Annotated in this window: 18 protein-coding genes and 3 pseudogenes; 10 read left to right on the plus strand and 11 right to left on the minus strand. The window is 63.1% G+C overall.

Annotated features, from left to right (window positions below; all coding sequences use genetic code 11):
- Positions 1 to 2: 2 nt before the first annotated feature.
- Positions 3 to 518, minus strand: coding sequence for a hypothetical protein (locus K9U41_RS01805; protein WP_282639145.1), 516 nt, complete (start codon positions 516 to 518; stop codon positions 3 to 5).
- 89 nt (positions 519 to 607) lie between these two features.
- On the opposite strand from K9U41_RS01805, the gene K9U41_RS01810 reads away from it, so the two are divergent.
- From K9U41_RS01810 to K9U41_RS01830, 5 genes are all read left to right on the plus strand, one after another.
- Positions 608 to 961 (plus strand): MarR family transcriptional regulator, encoded by a 354-nt coding sequence (locus K9U41_RS01810; RefSeq protein WP_282639146.1) that lies wholly within the window; start codon positions 608 to 610, stop codon positions 959 to 961.
- A 376-nt stretch (positions 962 to 1337) separates the two neighbouring features.
- A complete protein-coding gene (locus K9U41_RS01815; protein WP_282639147.1) occupies positions 1338 to 1616 on the plus strand; it encodes a type II toxin-antitoxin system Phd/YefM family antitoxin in 279 nt (92 codons plus the stop codon).
- Positions 1613 to 2050, plus strand: coding sequence for a type II toxin-antitoxin system VapC family toxin (locus K9U41_RS01820; RefSeq protein ID WP_282639148.1), 438 nt, complete (start codon positions 1613 to 1615; stop codon positions 2048 to 2050). The genes K9U41_RS01815 and K9U41_RS01820 overlap by 4 nt, the downstream gene beginning before the upstream one ends.
- Positions 2047 to 2421, plus strand: coding sequence for a hypothetical protein (locus tag K9U41_RS01825; RefSeq protein WP_282639149.1), 375 nt, complete (start codon positions 2047 to 2049; stop codon positions 2419 to 2421). Before K9U41_RS01820 ends, K9U41_RS01825 begins: the two co-directional genes overlap by 4 nt.
- Before the next feature lie 218 nt (positions 2422 to 2639).
- Positions 2640 to 3503, plus strand: a complete 864-nt coding sequence (locus K9U41_RS01830; protein WP_282639150.1) for a protein-L-isoaspartate O-methyltransferase family protein — start codon at positions 2640 to 2642, stop codon at positions 3501 to 3503.
- A gap of 47 nt (positions 3504 to 3550) precedes the next feature.
- Here K9U41_RS01830 and K9U41_RS01835 read toward each other — a convergent pair.
- A pseudogene (locus tag K9U41_RS01835) lies at positions 3551 to 4054 on the minus strand (IS630 family transposase); the annotation flags it as partial.
- A 64-nt stretch (positions 4055 to 4118) separates the two neighbouring features.
- On the opposite strand from K9U41_RS01835, the gene K9U41_RS01840 reads away from it, so the two are divergent.
- A complete protein-coding gene (locus K9U41_RS01840) occupies positions 4119 to 5147 on the plus strand; it encodes an IS110 family transposase (protein ID WP_282639151.1) in 1029 nt (342 codons plus the stop codon).
- Between the two features lie 222 nt (positions 5148 to 5369).
- Here the strand turns inward: K9U41_RS01840 and K9U41_RS01845 are convergent.
- The 3 genes and pseudogenes from K9U41_RS01845 to K9U41_RS01855 all read right to left on the minus strand — a co-directional run.
- A pseudogene (locus K9U41_RS01845) lies at positions 5370 to 5973 on the minus strand (helix-turn-helix domain-containing protein); the annotation flags it as partial.
- An 83-nt stretch (positions 5974 to 6056) separates the two neighbouring features.
- Complete coding sequence (locus K9U41_RS01850; protein WP_282639152.1) at positions 6057 to 6500, minus strand: plasmid maintenance toxin (PemK-like); 444 nt, start codon at positions 6498 to 6500, stop codon at positions 6057 to 6059.
- Positions 6487 to 6756: a type II toxin-antitoxin system Phd/YefM family antitoxin gene (locus tag K9U41_RS01855; protein WP_282639153.1), complete on the minus strand. Its 270-nt coding sequence runs from the start codon at positions 6754 to 6756 to the stop codon at positions 6487 to 6489. The genes K9U41_RS01850 and K9U41_RS01855 overlap by 14 nt, the downstream gene beginning before the upstream one ends.
- A 62-nt stretch (positions 6757 to 6818) precedes the next feature.
- On the opposite strand from K9U41_RS01855, the pseudogene K9U41_RS01860 reads away from it, so the two are divergent.
- From K9U41_RS01860 to repC, 4 genes and pseudogenes are all read left to right on the plus strand, one after another.
- Positions 6819 to 7909, plus strand: a pseudogene (locus K9U41_RS01860) (hypothetical protein).
- 393 nt (positions 7910 to 8302) lie between these two features.
- Complete coding sequence (gene repA, locus K9U41_RS01865) at positions 8303 to 9466, plus strand: plasmid partitioning protein RepA (protein ID WP_282639154.1); 1164 nt, start codon at positions 8303 to 8305, stop codon at positions 9464 to 9466.
- Positions 9463 to 10470: a plasmid partitioning protein RepB gene (repB, locus tag K9U41_RS01870; RefSeq protein WP_282639155.1), complete on the plus strand. Its 1008-nt coding sequence runs from the start codon at positions 9463 to 9465 to the stop codon at positions 10468 to 10470. The genes repA and repB overlap by 4 nt, the downstream gene beginning before the upstream one ends.
- Positions 10471 to 10651: 181 nt before the next feature.
- Entirely contained in the window at positions 10652 to 11917 is a 1266-nt protein-coding gene (gene repC, locus K9U41_RS01875; protein ID WP_282639156.1) for a plasmid replication protein RepC, read from the plus strand.
- 59 nt (positions 11918 to 11976) lie between these two features.
- Here repC and K9U41_RS01880 read toward each other — a convergent pair whose 3' ends face one another.
- The 6 genes from K9U41_RS01880 to K9U41_RS01905 all read right to left on the minus strand — a co-directional run bounded on the left by K9U41_RS01880 (position 11977) and on the right by K9U41_RS01905 (position 14819).
- Positions 11977 to 13062 carry a site-specific integrase gene (locus K9U41_RS01880; protein ID WP_282639157.1) on the minus strand — a complete coding sequence of 362 codons (1086 nt, stop codon included), beginning with the start codon at positions 13060 to 13062 and terminating at the stop codon, positions 11977 to 11979.
- On the minus strand, positions 13062 to 13466 hold the full coding sequence (locus tag K9U41_RS01885; protein ID WP_282639158.1) for a type II toxin-antitoxin system VapC family toxin: 405 nt from the start codon (positions 13464 to 13466) through the stop codon (positions 13062 to 13064). The genes K9U41_RS01880 and K9U41_RS01885 overlap by 1 nt, the downstream gene beginning before the upstream one ends.
- Positions 13466 to 13720: a type II toxin-antitoxin system Phd/YefM family antitoxin gene (locus tag K9U41_RS01890; RefSeq protein ID WP_282639160.1), complete on the minus strand. Its 255-nt coding sequence runs from the start codon at positions 13718 to 13720 to the stop codon at positions 13466 to 13468. The genes K9U41_RS01885 and K9U41_RS01890 overlap by 1 nt, the downstream gene beginning before the upstream one ends.
- A gap of 168 nt (positions 13721 to 13888) precedes the next feature.
- Entirely contained in the window at positions 13889 to 14164 is a 276-nt protein-coding gene (locus K9U41_RS01895) for a type II toxin-antitoxin system VapB family antitoxin (protein WP_349237824.1), read from the minus strand.
- Between the two features lie 8 nt (positions 14165 to 14172).
- Positions 14173 to 14562, minus strand: coding sequence for a type II toxin-antitoxin system VapC family toxin (locus tag K9U41_RS01900; protein ID WP_282639161.1), 390 nt, complete (start codon positions 14560 to 14562; stop codon positions 14173 to 14175).
- Complete coding sequence (locus K9U41_RS01905; protein ID WP_282639163.1) at positions 14562 to 14819, minus strand: type II toxin-antitoxin system VapB family antitoxin; 258 nt, start codon at positions 14817 to 14819, stop codon at positions 14562 to 14564. Before K9U41_RS01905 ends, K9U41_RS01900 begins: the two co-directional genes overlap by 1 nt.
- Positions 14820 to 14974: the final 155 nt, after the last annotated feature.

Genomic DNA, 14974 nt, shown 5'->3' on the forward strand with positions numbered 1-14974 from the left:
ACCTAGAACCACACCCGCTGAGTGGCCATGCCGTCGATCGTCACGTCGACAAAGTGGGGTTGCGAGCGCACGCTTGGCCGAGCCGTTACATAAGCCATGCATTGGCGCTGGCCGCTGCTCGACACCCAGCGCGCGGTCCCATTGCCAGCCCCTGATGTGCATTGGCTGGTGTCGACCACCTGGCGTGTCGCCGACACACGGGCCGCTTCTTGCCCCTGGGGGCCGAACCGTGCGGTCACGCGGTAATCAGCCTCGCATGAGTACGGTTCGTATCCAGGCGTGGACGCTTGGAATCCGATTCCACTGCAGGTTGGAAAGGGGCGTCCTCTGGCGAGTTCGTTCCAAAGCCTCTGAACAGGAGGGACGCATTCGGCGAACTGCATCGGACCGCCCGGGTTCGAAAGGCAAAGGAGAACCTGACAGCCCCAATCGTCCGCGCGCGCTTTACTGCTGGAAATGCAGTAGGATGACAGCAATACGAATGCGCAGGAAAGCGCCCTGGCAGTAGGGGAATTCATGCCTTCCACCCTCCCGAAACGACCCCGGAAAGGCTTGTCAGCCGCAATCTCATATCCGGTTAACTATCATATATAGAGCAGTTAAGCCGATGCCAAGAGCCCTCGACGCCGAATGGCACAGCCTCTCGTTCTCGGCGCTTATCTTGCGGCTGATCCTCGACAATCCGCTCGACGATGAGACCCCTCAGTCGCGCCTGAAGCAAATCGGAATGATGAGCGTCCTCTATTATATGCATCAGGGCAATCAGCGCCTGACGTTAACCAATATAATTGAGTTGACGTCGCTAACACGAGGCGGCGTCACCGAGACGATTGATCAGCTCGTTAGCCGTAAGATCTTGACGGAGACGATGGTGAAGAATTCGATGGGGCGTGGACAGGCGCGCGAATTCAAGATTGCGCCCGATATCTTCAAGAGGCTCCGCAGCCTACAGGGCGGTTGATGGGCCGGGCGACACAGCTGCCGAGAGCCGGTGCCGTCTCATACTATCGAAATTTAGACAGTATGACGCCTCTGGTCGAGTTCGGTCCGTGCCCCGTGATCAGGTCGAATCGCACGTAGGCAGCTCTTGGCGGGCAAGTCGTAGGGTCGTCTGGACCGGGGGGCACCTAGGCCCCTCCCCTCCCCTTCCCTTCAGTTCCCGCTTCGAGCAGCGCCCGAGGGGACGGACGGCAGGTTGGTGCTTCTCGTTGCGCGTCCGGTATCTCCCCGGGGGGAACGCGGCTCCTGCCTCGGCGCTCGCATTTGATTGCACGTTGAAAAACCCACGCCGGCCATATATGGTTATATTAGTCATTATGGTCATTGTGGGGGAGCTCATGGCAACGCTCAGAAAGTCCGCACCCGATCAATCGGAGAGCTGGACGGTCGCCGATGCCAAGGCGCGCCTGTCCGAGGTCATCGAGCGCGCGCAACGCGACCCCCAGGTCATTACACGGCACGGCAAGCCGAGCGTCGTTGTCGTTTCGGCGGAGGAATGGTCCCGCAAGACGGCGCGCAAAGGCACGCTGGCCGAGTTCCTGCTTGCATCACCGCTGCGAGACGTCGATCTCGATCTCGAGCGCGTCCGTGACCAGCCGCGCGACCCAGACCTGTGAATGTTCTGCTCGACACCAATGTTTTGTCGGAGGTCCGGCGACCGGCGCCCGACCCCAGGGTTCTTGCCTGGCTCGATGCGATCGACGAGGACCGGACCTACATCAGTGTAGCCTCGATCGCCGAGCTCAAGCGTGGGATCGCATTGATGGATGACGGCCGGCGGCGCACCGCGCTCTCCGATTGGCTTGCACAGGATCTCCCAGAGCGCTTCGCTGGTCGTATCCTGCCTATCGACCCCGCGATTGCCGGACGATGGGGGGATCTGATGGCGGAGGCCCGCATGAGCGGCCTTTCGCTCTCCGTGATGGACGGGTTTTTCGCCGCTACGGCACTCGACCGCAATCTCGTGCTGGCCACCCGCAACACTAAGGACTTTGCGCCGCTCGGCGTGTCGCTTTTCAATCCCTGGACCGATGGCGGCCAATCGAGATGATGGCCTCTGTTCGTATACCCGACGTCGCATCGCTCGAAACCGTGCTGGCCGGGCTTGATCCGGCGTCGGCCGATTCGGCGCTGGTCCCTGCCCTCACCCGAGCGTTCCCGGGTTTTGAATTCAGTCTCGCCCAGATCGATGACGACTATTGGCGCGATGCTCGCAGCGTCATCCAGCCGGACGGCACTCGGATGGGCGAGCTACAAACGTGGATGACGGCAGAGGTTGCCAGGGAGCGTGGCGACATCGGAGCGCTGTGGCGCCGTCTAAAAGAGACCGAGCTGCAGATTACCGAATGGCGCGGCACCAGCGCGGTTGTGTTCGCACCGACAGGTCCGGGGTCCGCCGATTATTTGCAGATATGGGAATAGTTTCCGCCATAGCGACACTCGGTTCCCAGGTTTCTAATTATCGATAACTGTCCCTTATCGGCTGTCATGGACAGCCGCCGGCAAATCGGCGATCTCGTGGCCTGGAGCCCAAATATTCGCGCCCGCCGGCGCCGAGATCGACGAGAGGACGCCGCCTGCACGCCTCCTCCCCGCTTCCGGACGAGATCCGATCCGCCTTCTCGGCCGCGGAGCTCGCCGTGGCGCGGCGGGCCTATGCCCGCCAGATGCTGGCCATCCTCGGCGTCGACAACGCCGCAATCGAAACCGCCTTTGCGACCGTGCCGCGCGAGGCGTTCCTGGGGCCGTCGCCATGGACGGCATCGTCGCCCTTCGACGGCTACCGGCCCATTCTCGGCACTGATCCGGTGGTCCTCTACCAAGACCTCGTCGTCGCCCTCGACCCCGCCCGGGGCGTCAACAACGGCAGCCCGTCGCTGCACGCCAAGCTCCTCAAGGCGCTCGGGCCGAAGCCCGGCGCGCACATCGTCCATGTGGGCGCCGGCGCCGGTTACTACAGCGCGGTTCTGGCCGAGCTGGTGGGTCCCGCCGGCCAGGTCACGGCGGTCGAGTTCGACCCCGCTCTGGCCAGGCGCGCCGCGGCGTCGCTGTCCGGTCGCCCGAACGTGCGCGTCGTCTGTGGCGACGGCAGCCGCTGGCCCGAAACGTCGGCCGACGGGGTTTACGTGAACTTCGCGGTTTCCCGTCCCGCCGACCGCTGGATCGAGGGCCTGTCGCCAGGGGGACGCTTGGTGTTCCCGCTCGGGGTGCCCGGTCCCCAGCGGCCCAATTCCGGCGGCCGGCACAGCGAGCGCGGCGCGGCGCTGCGGATCGAACGGCGCGGCGTCGGCTTTGCGGCGCGCGCCATCAGCCCGGCCTACTTTGTGTGCGCCGAGGGGGCGGTCGGCGCGGGCGATGCGGCAGACGTCGCGCGCCTGCGCCAGAGTTTTGCCGCGGGGGGCATCGACGCCGTGCGCAGCCTCATCTGGAAGGGCGCGCCGGATCCGGAGGCGTGCTGGTTCGCCGGCGCGGACTGGGCGTTGTGTCGCGACGAGGCGCCATGACGCGCCACGCGGCACATCGGCCGCCGCGCTGCTCATACCAACGGCCCTTATGAATGACCGATGTGCGCCCATTGGCGCCTGCCGATGGATGTGATGGTTTCTGGGTTTTCGGTGAGACAGCGCCAAGCTTCACAGGCGGCATCGACGATGTCGGCGTAGGTCTCGAAGACGCTGTTGGAGAGAAAGTTCGATCGCAGATACTGCCAGATCTGCTCGACCGGGTTCAGCTCCGGCGATCGCGACGGCAGGAAGATCAGCGTCATGTTCTTCGGGATGCAGAGCATCCTCGTGGTGTGCCATCCGGCGCGATCGAGCAGCAGCACGCCGTGCGATCCCCGAGCCACCATGGTCGAGATTTCGTCGAGATGCATCTGCATGGCCTCGGTACCGATATAGGGCAGGGCCAAGGCGGCACCGACGCCGCGCGCCGGGCAGATCGCCCCGAACAGCCAGGCATTGTCGTAGCGCTGGTCGGCGGCCTGGCGGGGCCGCGTTCCCCGCCGCGCCCACTGCCGGACGATGCCGTTCTTCTGACCGATCCGGGCCTCGTCTTATGGGATGGTTCGCCTCCTCCCTCTGGCGGATAATCAGTCCGTCCAGCAACGGAGGTACATCATGCAGTTCAAGCAGATTGGCATTGATATCGGGAAGGCCACTTTCCATCTGGTCGCATTGGGTCTTGACGGCGATATCGTCTTGCGCAAGCAATTCACGCGGTTAGGGCTGATCGCCTTCTTTCGAGATCGGGCGGGGCAGTACTTGAACGTTGCATTCGAGGCGTGCTCGGGTGCTCACTGGCTGGCACACCAACTCATTGCAATGGGACATGCCGTCCGACTTCTTACCCCGGAAAGCGTCCGACCATTTGCGAAAGCCCAAAAGAATGACTGGAATGATGCACTGGCGATTGCCGAAGCGGCTCAGCGCCCAGGCCGTCACGCGGTGGGCGTTAAGTCGCAGGAGCAGCTCGATATCCAAGCTCTTCACCGGGTACGACAGCGTCTCGTCACGGCGCGTACAGCGATCGTGAATCAGATCAGAGGCTTGCTTCGCGAACGCGGATTGGTGTTCGGTTCGGGCAGGATGCGTTTCGAACGGTTTCTCGACGACTTGCAAGCCAAAGAGGAGATCCAACTCAACCCTGTCTGCCGTGCATTGTTTGCAACCTTGGCCGCCGAATATCAGGCGCTCGATGCGCGTGTCGAGTCAATCGACGCGGAACTCGCTGAATTCGCCAAAGCCAATCCCATCTGCAAAGCCCTGCTCTCAGTGCCCGGTATCGGCATCATCGTCGCCACTGCCTTGTTCAGCGCAGTCGCCGACATCGCCGATTTCCGAAGTGGGCGCGATCTCGCCGCCTTCCTTGGGTTGGTTCCAAGGCGGAAGTCGACCGGGGGAAAGACGACGTTGCTCGGTATCTCGAAACGCGGCAACACCTACGTCCGAACGTTAATGATTCATGGCATGCGATCAGCGTTCTACAACCGGAAGAAACGAGAGAACGGGATCACCGTGTTCATGGACCGTCTGGTCGAGCGAGGAATGCATACAAACAAGATTGTTGTCGCATGTGCAAATAAGGTCGCACGTGTCATTTGGGCACTTTTAACCCACAATACGATTTTCGAACCGCGCCCTGCATAAGGCTTGTTCGAATGACTTGCGAGAGGAAAACGATGGCACCGTGGATATGATCGGATGCGCAACCTGATGGTTCCAGTAGATTGTTTCTCTGCTTCAACTGGATATGCGAAACCTGGTAGTGGCAGGAGATCAAAGGATCTGGTCGTCTTGTAAGGAACGCATCCCAGCGGCTCCCATTGTGGCTCGGGCATGATCTGCCCTCAAACAAGCCGGATACGCTGAAGCAGGGTCTTCTGGGCCGTCGTTTCTTCTTGCAAACCGGAGGCGAACCATACACTGGAACCAGACCTCGATGCGGCGCCCCTTCGGCAGGTGCCCGACGTGGGCGTTCAGGGTCCGAAGGAAGTTTTTTTGAAGTCCTCCATGACCTTGGGGTCCTGTCCGGGATGACGGGGGCGAGCGCTGATGTGCGAGAAGCCGATCGCCTTGAGGATCTTGCCGATGGTTCGCTCGTGGTATGCGACGCCGAAGCGGTCCGCGACGACCTTCCTCAGGTCGAGGCGCCGCCACCGGACGACGCCGTGGACCCTGCGATCGGGGCCGGTCTCGACGATCTCGGCGAGTTCGGCCAACTGCGCCTTCGACAGCCGGGGCGGGTGGCCCTTGGGGCGGATGTCGCGCAGCCCGTCGGGGCCGAGCGCGTTGAAGCGGTGAACCCAATCGCGCAGGGTCTGACGATCCGAGCCGCCTCGGCGCGATCCATCCCATCAAGGACCGCTGCCAGCGACAGCAGCCGCCGGCTCTGGCTGGCGTGTTTCGAAGCTGCGGCGAGCCGCCGCAAATCCGAAGCCGAGTAGTCCGTCCGAAGCTTCACCGCAGAGGCCATGACGCGAATCCTCCCCGCACCATGGAATCAGAGATCGCACTCAACCGAAAGCCCCTGAGAGTCACCCTCAATGGCCGTTGGTATCAGTCGGTGCGCGGCACGCTGGCGTGCCGCGTGGTCGCCACCTCGCCGCGCGCGATCGCCACGAAGCGGCGCTTCACCTCGGCAAAGAGCCCGGGCGTCAGCGCGCCGAAATAGCCGCTGTCGCTCTCGACGGGGCGCAGGTCCGGACCCGGCCAAGTGAAGCGGTTGCTTTCGGTCAGCACGATCCAGGAGCGCTCGGCGTCGAGCCGGAGGCGGCTCTTGACCTCGGCCGGGATTTCGATTGCGTCGGCCGGATCGGCCGGCGGCGTGTGGGTGATCGGCAGGACGCGCACCACCGGTGCGCCCTCCTCGGTGGTCATGACGATGGCCAGCACCAGGCAGGGGCGGTCCTTGTCGCCCTCCTCCCGGCCCTCGCGGTGCTGCCGGTCCCAGAGATAGGCGTAGCGGAAGATCCAGCCGACCCTGACCTCAGTCGGCAGCATGCGTGCCGGGGGTGTTGAGATGGTCGGGCTCCGGCGTCATCTCGGCCGCCTCGACTGCGGCGATCTCGGTGTCGTTCAACTCGGCGGTGCGCTCGACTCGGCGGTCGCGCTTCGACAGCCGCACGAAGTCCTCGTAGGCCAGCAGCACGGTGCGCGGGCGGCCGTTCTTGGTGATTACCACCGGCTCGCGCACGGCGGCGTCCTGATAGGCGCCGAAGTTCTTGGAGACTTCGGCCGCGGTCACAATGGAGGCCATGACGCATTCTCCTTTGATCCGGAATATACGGAAATCCCGGAAATCCCGCAAGAGGTCGTTCCATGACCCCTTCCCCCATCCGCCTCCCCGACCCGGCATCGCTTGAAGCGATTCTGGCCGGCCTCGATCCCGCTTCCGCGGACGCGGATCTTATACCCGCCATCAGCGTGGCGTTTCCCGGTTCTGATTTTAGCCTGGCGCCCATCGAAGACGACTACTGACGGGACACCCGCTCGGTCATCCGGGCGGACGGCACGCGCGTCGGCGAACTGCGGCCGTGGATGACGGCCGAGATCGCCAGCGACGGCGGCGATCTCATCGCGCTCTGGCGCCGGCTCAAGGACACCGATCTGCAAATCACCGAATGGCGCGGAACGAGCGTCACCATCTTCGCGCCGACCGGACCGGGCGCCGGCGACTATATCCAGATCGCGCTCCATCGCGAGATTGAATGGCGTGCGGGTCCGATCGTCAACCCGGGCTATCGCCCGTGGCGCGAAAGCGAACTCCTCGAACCGAGCTTCCCCCGGCAGCATCCCCTGCCCGACACCGACCGGCTCGCCGGCCCGGTCCATCGGTTGCGCGGCCGCGCCGGCGGAGCTGTTGTGCATGTGCGCGGCTTTCTCGGGCGCTGCGCCCGCCTGGAGCGCGAGAGCCGCGAGGCCCGCCGGCCGGAGATAGAGCGCAGGCGGATCCAGGAGATCGATCCGGACGGGACGCGCGAAACGCCGTTCCTCGAGGCGGTGCCCGACGGGTTCGAGCACGTGCCGCGCGAGGTGCTGTTCTTTCAGGACTGGGACGCGTCCAGCGCGTCAGGGTCGCGCGTGTTCACCCATTGGGCGCTGGACATCCGCGACTATGAAGATCACGGAAAGCGCGAGATAGGCTTCATTCCGCGACCGCTGCGCGTCCCCAGCGAGCGGCTGCAGATGACCGACGGTCTGTCGGTTCACATTCTCAGGGACCGGATCGAGGCGATCGACCGTGAAGTCGGGCTTCCGTTCGGATGGTTCTTGCTGAAGACCGCGGCAATTGGGCCTCCCCCGATGTTGGCCACGCCATCGCCCTGGGCTTGAAGGCTCAGCGAGTGCGTCTGCCCGATCTCGACGCCGGCGTGTTGATGCACTGGGCGGGTCAACCGTGCAGCTTCTGATCTCCGAGACGACGACTCTGTCTAAGGTACGGGGACTTACCGGCCCGCTCTCTCATCTGTCGTTGTTGGTGCGACAGGCTGGCCGACGGGTCCACGAAATGTGCTCCAAGGCCGCATCGGCACGAATGGCTCATCTATTGGCTGCCGTTGGGTGCCTGCGGCGAGAGAAGTGACTATCGTGGAAACGGAGTGGGCTTGTCTGGAGATCGAGTTGCCACCTGGCAACTCGCCCTGGTGTCATAGCGGTAAACCGGCGTTAACGTTAAATCCCTTGCCAATAGGCCCGACTCGGTTTCATTCTGCCTACGATTAAATGCCGTAGTTGGAATGGGCATCGTAGTTATGCAGAAAGCACGTAGCTCAAAGACTCTTACATCGGGGCCGAAGCCGCTGATGACGGATGTCATCGCCGGCGACGGCGCCGCGCTGTCGGCGGAGCTGCTCGCTATGCGCGAGGCTCTTTTCCCGCCGGTCTCGAAGAAATCCCTCCGATCGTTTTCCTCGGTAGAGGCTGCGAAGCTGATTGGAATCGCCGACGCCTATCTGCGGCAGCTGTCGCTGGGGGGCAAGGGGCCGCAGCCCTCGCTCGGGGCTGGAGGACGACGGTCATATACACTCGAGCAAATCAACGAGCTACGCGTAACGCTAGAGGAAGGGTCGAAGGGAAAGAGGTACGTGCAGCATCGCCGTGAAGCGGAGCACTGCCAAGTGATGGCGGTGGTGAATTTCAAAGGTGGTAGCGGAAAGACCACGACCGCCGCGCATCTGGCCCAGTATCTCGCCCTCCATGGATACCGTGTCCTGGCGGTCGACCTCGATCCCCAAGCGTCGCTGACAGCGCTCCACGGTTATCAGCCGGAGTATGATATTCAGCCGAACGAGACCATGTATGCGGCGGTGCGATATGACGAAAACCGTCGACCGCTTAGGGACGTCATTCGCAAGACTTATTTCGCTGGTCTCGATCTGATTCCAGCCAATCTTGAGCTGATGGAATTTGAGCACGATACGCCGCGGGCGTTAGCCGAGCGCGACGCGGAGCCGTTCTTTGGCAGGGTTGCGACGGCGCTTGGAACAGTCGCGGACGGGTATGACGTGATGATCCTAGATTGTCCGCCTCAGCTCGGCTTTCTAACGCTTGGCGCGCTCTGCGCCGCGACAGGGCTTCTAATCACAGTGCATCCTCAGATGCTCGATGTGATGTCTATGTGCCAGTTCCTGCTGATGGCGTCGGACATCCTGAGTGTGGTGCAGGAGTCCGGCGGGGATCTTGATTACGATTTTATTCGGTATGTCGTCACCCGATTTGAGCCCGCGGACGCGCCCCAGACGCAGATGGTTGCTTTCATGCGGTCGCTCTTCAGAGAGCGCGTGCTCAACAGCACGATGGTGAAGTCGACAGCGATCTCTGACGCCGGGCTTTCAAAGCAAACGCTCTATGAAGTCGGGAGGGAGAATTTCGGAAAGCAAACTTACGACCGCGCGATGGAATCGCTCGATGGCGTGAATGGCGAGATTGAGAGCCTGATGAAGCTAGCGTGGGGACGCGAGACATGAGCCGCAAGGACACGCTGAAGGCGATGCTGACCCGCCGGACGGAAGAGTTGCCAGGTGGCAACTCGGCCGCAGATCCGGCTGCGCCGACGCCAGTGGCGCATGTGAGGTCTGGCGCCGTCGGGGCTATGGGCCGTTCGCTCGGACAAATCGCGACTGCCGCTGAACGTGCAAGAGCGCTCGTGGCATCAGGCGCGGCAGTCGTAGACATTCCCGCTGAGAAACTCTCGGGATCCTTCGCACAAGATCGTCTCGACGACGATGGCCCCGAATACGAGACACTCTTTAACGCTATCAAGGAATCGGGTCAGAAGAGCCCTATTCTTGTCCGTCCACATCCCGACAGGCCGGATCATTTCCAGATCGCCTATGGTCACCGGCGCGCAAAAATACTCGCCAAGCTCGGACGGCCAGTGCGCGCGGTGGTCCAGGATCTGACCGACGAAGAACTCGTCGTCATTCAAGGCCAGGAGAACTCGGCCCGGAAGGACCTCAGCTACATCGAGCGCGGTCTCTTCGCCCTCACACTCGAAGGTCAGGGCTTTGATCGCGCCGTGATCATGTCGGCGCTGAGCATGGAAAAGACCCAGCTGTCGCGCCTTCTGGCATTGACGAAGTCGATTCCGACAAATCTCATCCACGCAATAGGGCCTGCTCCAAAGGCCGGCCGCCCGAGATGGACAGCGCTTGCCGAGCGTCTGTCGGAATTCCCAGATATGTCACGGCTGGATGACGTGTTGACCGACCCGAAATTTCAGCAGGCTGATACGGATCAGCGGTTCGTGCGCCTGTTCAATGCCACTGCGCCCAATAGGGAAGCCACCAAGCCGCGAAGGGTCGCGGTAAAAGCAGCGGCGGGCAATAAAATCGCGACGGTCGAACGAGCGGGCGACGCGGTCACCATCATCGTGGACGCCGACGGTGCACGGGATTTTGGAGAGTTCATCGCGGCAAAACTGCCGGAACTCTACCGGCAATTCGAAGAGAAAAAGGAGGCGCCAATTTAAGCAGCAGCCCAATCCCTTAGGCAGCAAAAGAAAAAGGCCCCCGAAACAGCGTCCCGGAAGCCCTTCTCAGTCCTTAAGCAAGCAGAGAATCGCACTTCCGCGAATCGCAGTCAAGAGTCCCATCGTGGGACGTGCCGTTTCGGCGAGCGGATTTCTTTTGCCTCAACACAGGTAAAAGGAAATGCATACCCACTTGCCCACGACGCCCTTTGGGCGGCGGTCGATGTCGCTTGGCCTGATGGCCAGCCAAGTGACAGCTCAGGCCGTCACGCCCGATGTGGTGGTTCATAAATGGAAGGTCTTCCAGCATATCCGGGAGGCGCGGGAAGCGATCGGCGCGACCGATCGGGCGCTCGCGATCCTCAGCGCACTACTTTCGTTCCACCAGGAGACGACGATGTGCGCAGATGGCGATCTCGTCGTCTTCCCGTCCAACGCGCAGCTCAGCGATCGAGCGAACGGCATGTCGCCGGCGACGCTTCGCAGGCATATCGCCATCCTTGTGCACTGCGGCTTGGTCATTCGCAGAGACAGTCCGAACGGCAAGCGCTTCGCGCGCAAAGGACCGTCGGGTGAGATCGAGCAGGCTTACGGCTTCGACCTGGCGCCCATTGTCGCCCGGGCGGATGAGTTCAAAAGACTCGCGGAGACCACCCAGGCGGAGAAGAAGGCCTTCCGCATCCTGCGCGAGCGGCTGACGATCGCACGGCGGGACGTTGTGAAGATGATCGCCGCCGGCATCGAAGAAGGGGTCCCTGGCGACTGGCGAGGATATCGCATGGCCTATGAGGGCCTTATGGAGCGGCTCCCGCGGTCAGCATCGAAGGCAATGGTGGAGATTATCCTAGCCGAACTCAGCGTGCTTCGCGCGCTTGTGCATAAGGCGCTGGAGGATTTCATAAAATCTCAAAATTCAAGCGCCAATGAGTCTCATAATGAGCGCCACAAACAGAATTCAAAACCAGACTCTAAAAATGAATCTGAATATAGCCACTCAACTGAAAAGGAAGGCGAAGCCTGTGGTTCTGATAACGTCCGCATGCTCCCGCAACGGGACCTTCCCCTGAACATCATCGTTGACGCTTGTCCTGAAATCCGGGGCCTTGCAGCGGGAGGCGAAATTCGAACGTGGCGCGATCTGCTCGCGACCGCGCAGCTGGCCCGGGCTTATCTCGGTATCAGCCCCAGCGCCTACCAGGACGCCTGCGCCGCAATGGGAGAAGGGCAAGCGGCCACGGTCATCGCTGCGATCCTGCAGCGGACGGAGCAAATTTCGAGCCCCGGGGGCTATTTGCGCAGCCTGACGAAACGGGCGCAGGAGGGCAAATTCTCGACCTGGCCGATGGTGATGGCGCTTCTGCGGGCGAAGCTCGACCAACAGCGCGACGGGGCAGGGCGTATCCGCTCTTCGCCGGCTGATGGGCCCAGGCCGGCGAAGAGGCCATGAGAGGCGGAGAGGCGGAACGTCGGACAAGAAGGGAATCCCCTTCGACAGTCAGCGTGAGGTTACAAGCCGGCGGCGCGGGTAAGATTGACGCGGAAGCGATCGCGCCGACGCTGATAGCGGCGGGTCATCTCGGCCGAGGCGTGCCCCAGCTGCTTCTGCACGTGGCGCTCGTCGACCTCGGCCGAGGAGGCAAGGCCGGCGCGCAGGGAGTGGCCGGAGAATTTTTCCTGCCGTTGGCCCTCGGTAAGATCGCCTCGGACACCCGCGGCGAGCGCCGTGCGCTTCACCAGGCGAGCCACCTCCCGGTCATTGAGCCGCTCTGGGCCCACATCCTTGCCGTGGCCGGTCACCCGACGGAACAGCGGGCCATGGCCGATTTTCGCCAGCCTCAGCCAGGTCTGGAGCGTCACAATGGGGCAGGTGGCGTCGGAGGACCCGCGGCCAACTTCGATTTCGCGCCAACCAGTCTTGCCGCGGAGCGTGACGAGAAGCCCCTTGTCCAGGACCTCGACCCAGCCACGGCCGTCCTCGGTCTGGTCCCGGCCGACATCGAGGCCGACAATCTCGGAGCGCCGCAGACCGCCAGCGAAGCCGAGCAGAAGCATGGCCCGGTCGCGGAGGCCACGCAGCGTGCGGCGGTCGAGCGTCTCCAGCATGGCGATGACATCCTCAGGTAGGACGGCCTCCTTCTGCCGGGGAGGGGAAGCATGGGTGTTGCGGATGCCGGCGAGCACGGTGGCGATGTGGCGGTCGCTGCGATCGAGCGGCGTGCCGCGCTGGGTGTAGTTCCAGGAGATGGCCGACAGCCGGCGCTCGATGGTCGAGACTGCATGTGGCTTGTCGCCCGGAGTGACGGCACCGGACGCGCAGGCGGTGATGTAGAGCCCTACGACTTCGGGGGAGGGAGGGAGGACCTCCAGTGACTGCCGCCGGCACCAGGCGGAAAAATGCTTCCAGTCGGAAGCATAAGCCCTTCGGGTGTTCGCCGAGCTCGCCGCCTTGACATAATCCCGCGCCCGTTCGGTGAGGCGCTCGAGGTGTGCCGGCACAGCAGATGATGCCGGATTCACCGGTTCGGGGAGGGCAGGGGAGGGGGGATTGATCGGGTCTCCCTCTCGCAGCTCCGGATCGGCTTCGACCGTCATTATTCGAGATCCTGCGGATTGATCACCGACGCGCCGGTGTCCTCGAAATTCACGACGTTGCGGGTGACGACGATGAGGTCGTGGACGATGGCCGTCGCTGCGATCAGCCCGTCGATGTCGCAACGCGGTCTGAGCGTGGCGATCCGTCCCCACTCGACGGCGATCTGGTCGGTGACCGGCAGGATCCGATCGGCATGGTCATGGCGCAGCTTGCGCAGCCATTCGGCGAGGCGGCCAGCGGCCTTCGGGTCGGATTTCTGCTTCAGCGCGATGCCGCGCATGATCTCGCCGAGGGTAAGGGCGCTGAGGTGGACGCTGAGCGGATCGACTGCGCGCAGCCACGAGACCGCCGCCGGCGTGCCGCGCCGGGCCTCAGAGACCACGTTGGTGTCCACGAGGTACATCAGAAGGGCACGTCACGGCTGGGGCGCGTGGCCCGCTGTGTCACCGTCTCGGCGAGCGCATCGTTCCACGCCGGTCCTGACAGCAGATCGTCGACCAGCGTCGGCCGGCCGGCCCGCAGCGCGTCATAGTCGGCGGCCGAGAGCACGACGGCCGCGCGCTCGCCGCGCAGGGTGACGACCTGCGGGCCCTCGGCGCGGGCTTTCTGCACGACCTTGGAGAACTGGTTCTTGGCATCCTGCAGCGGCCAATCCATGCGCGCACCTTTCTAGCTAGACTGTCTAGCTATATAAGATCCGACTCCGACACGTCAATGCGCCGATCTTCCGTGCCCCGGGAGGGGCGCACTCCGGTTTCGCGGCAAAACCGGAGGCGTCTGGCTCGTCGGCTAGGATCGCGACCAGAACCGAGGTGTCGACGAACATCAGTGGCCCCACATTTCGTCTATCTCGTCCTTGGTCATCACCTTGTCCCCAGGCTTGGCATCGGCCGCAAGGGTGGTGGCGATCTGCTTCAGTCGGCTGGCCAGCGGCTCCTTCTCGCGCTTCAGCTCGCCCTCCAGCGCTTGGGTCACGGCCTCGGTCATCGTAACCTTGCGGCGTGCCGCGAGCTGCTCGGCCAGGGCGCGGGCGCGTTCATCACGGATCTGCAGCGTTCGGATCAGCGCCTCCTTCGTATGGACATCTATGTCATGACGTATGGATCAAATTATCCATACGCCTGAATGTCAGTCTTTGAAAAATCATCGCCCTTGAACAGCAGCGGTTCGCCGCTGAGCGCGGCGAGGGCATAGGAGAAGCAGTCGCCGAAGTTGAGGCTGGCCGGATGGCGACCCTTCCCATAGCGGCGCCAGGCCCGGCGGGCCTGATCGGCGTGCTCAGCGCTCACCGCAACGATCTCGGCCTCGGCCTTGTGCAGGAACAGGTCAAGATCGGCGCCGGCAGCCTCGCCAAGACGGGTCTCGATCACCATCGCCGCCTCGAGGAGTGTGGCTGCCGAGATCAGCCGTATTGGATCATCGGCGATCTGCGCGCGGAAGCGAGCCGCCTCCGGCTCGTTGAAGGCGATCGCGGCTAGCACGGAGGTGTCGATAACCATCAGGAGGGGACCCCGTTCTCGTCGTAGCCGATGATCTCGTCGGGGCTGCGGGGGTCGAGGACGGGTAGGGCGTTCCAGCGCCGCTGGATTGCCGCCAGGTCCTCCAGTAGGGCCGCCGCCTTGCGGGCGTTGGATCCCACCCGGCGAAGGCGCTCCTCAAGCGCCCGGCGGGTGGCGACGGTGATCGTCTCGCCGGTGCGCGCGGCGAGGTCGCGCGCCAAGCGCTCCGTCTCGGGATCCTTGATGCTCAGAGCCATTGTTAATGCCCAGGTTCCTGATTGGCTATATTCTACCTAATAGCCGATTCCGTGATGAAATGCACGACACCTGCAGACGCGGAATCTCGCGATCCTGGACCCGGCCGTTGGCCATTCGCGGGCGTCAAGGCCGTGAAAATGGCCATTTCTATATA

The organism is Xanthobacter autotrophicus (assembly GCF_029991245.1).
GTDB lineage: Bacteria > Pseudomonadota > Alphaproteobacteria > Rhizobiales > Xanthobacteraceae > Xanthobacter > Xanthobacter autotrophicus_C.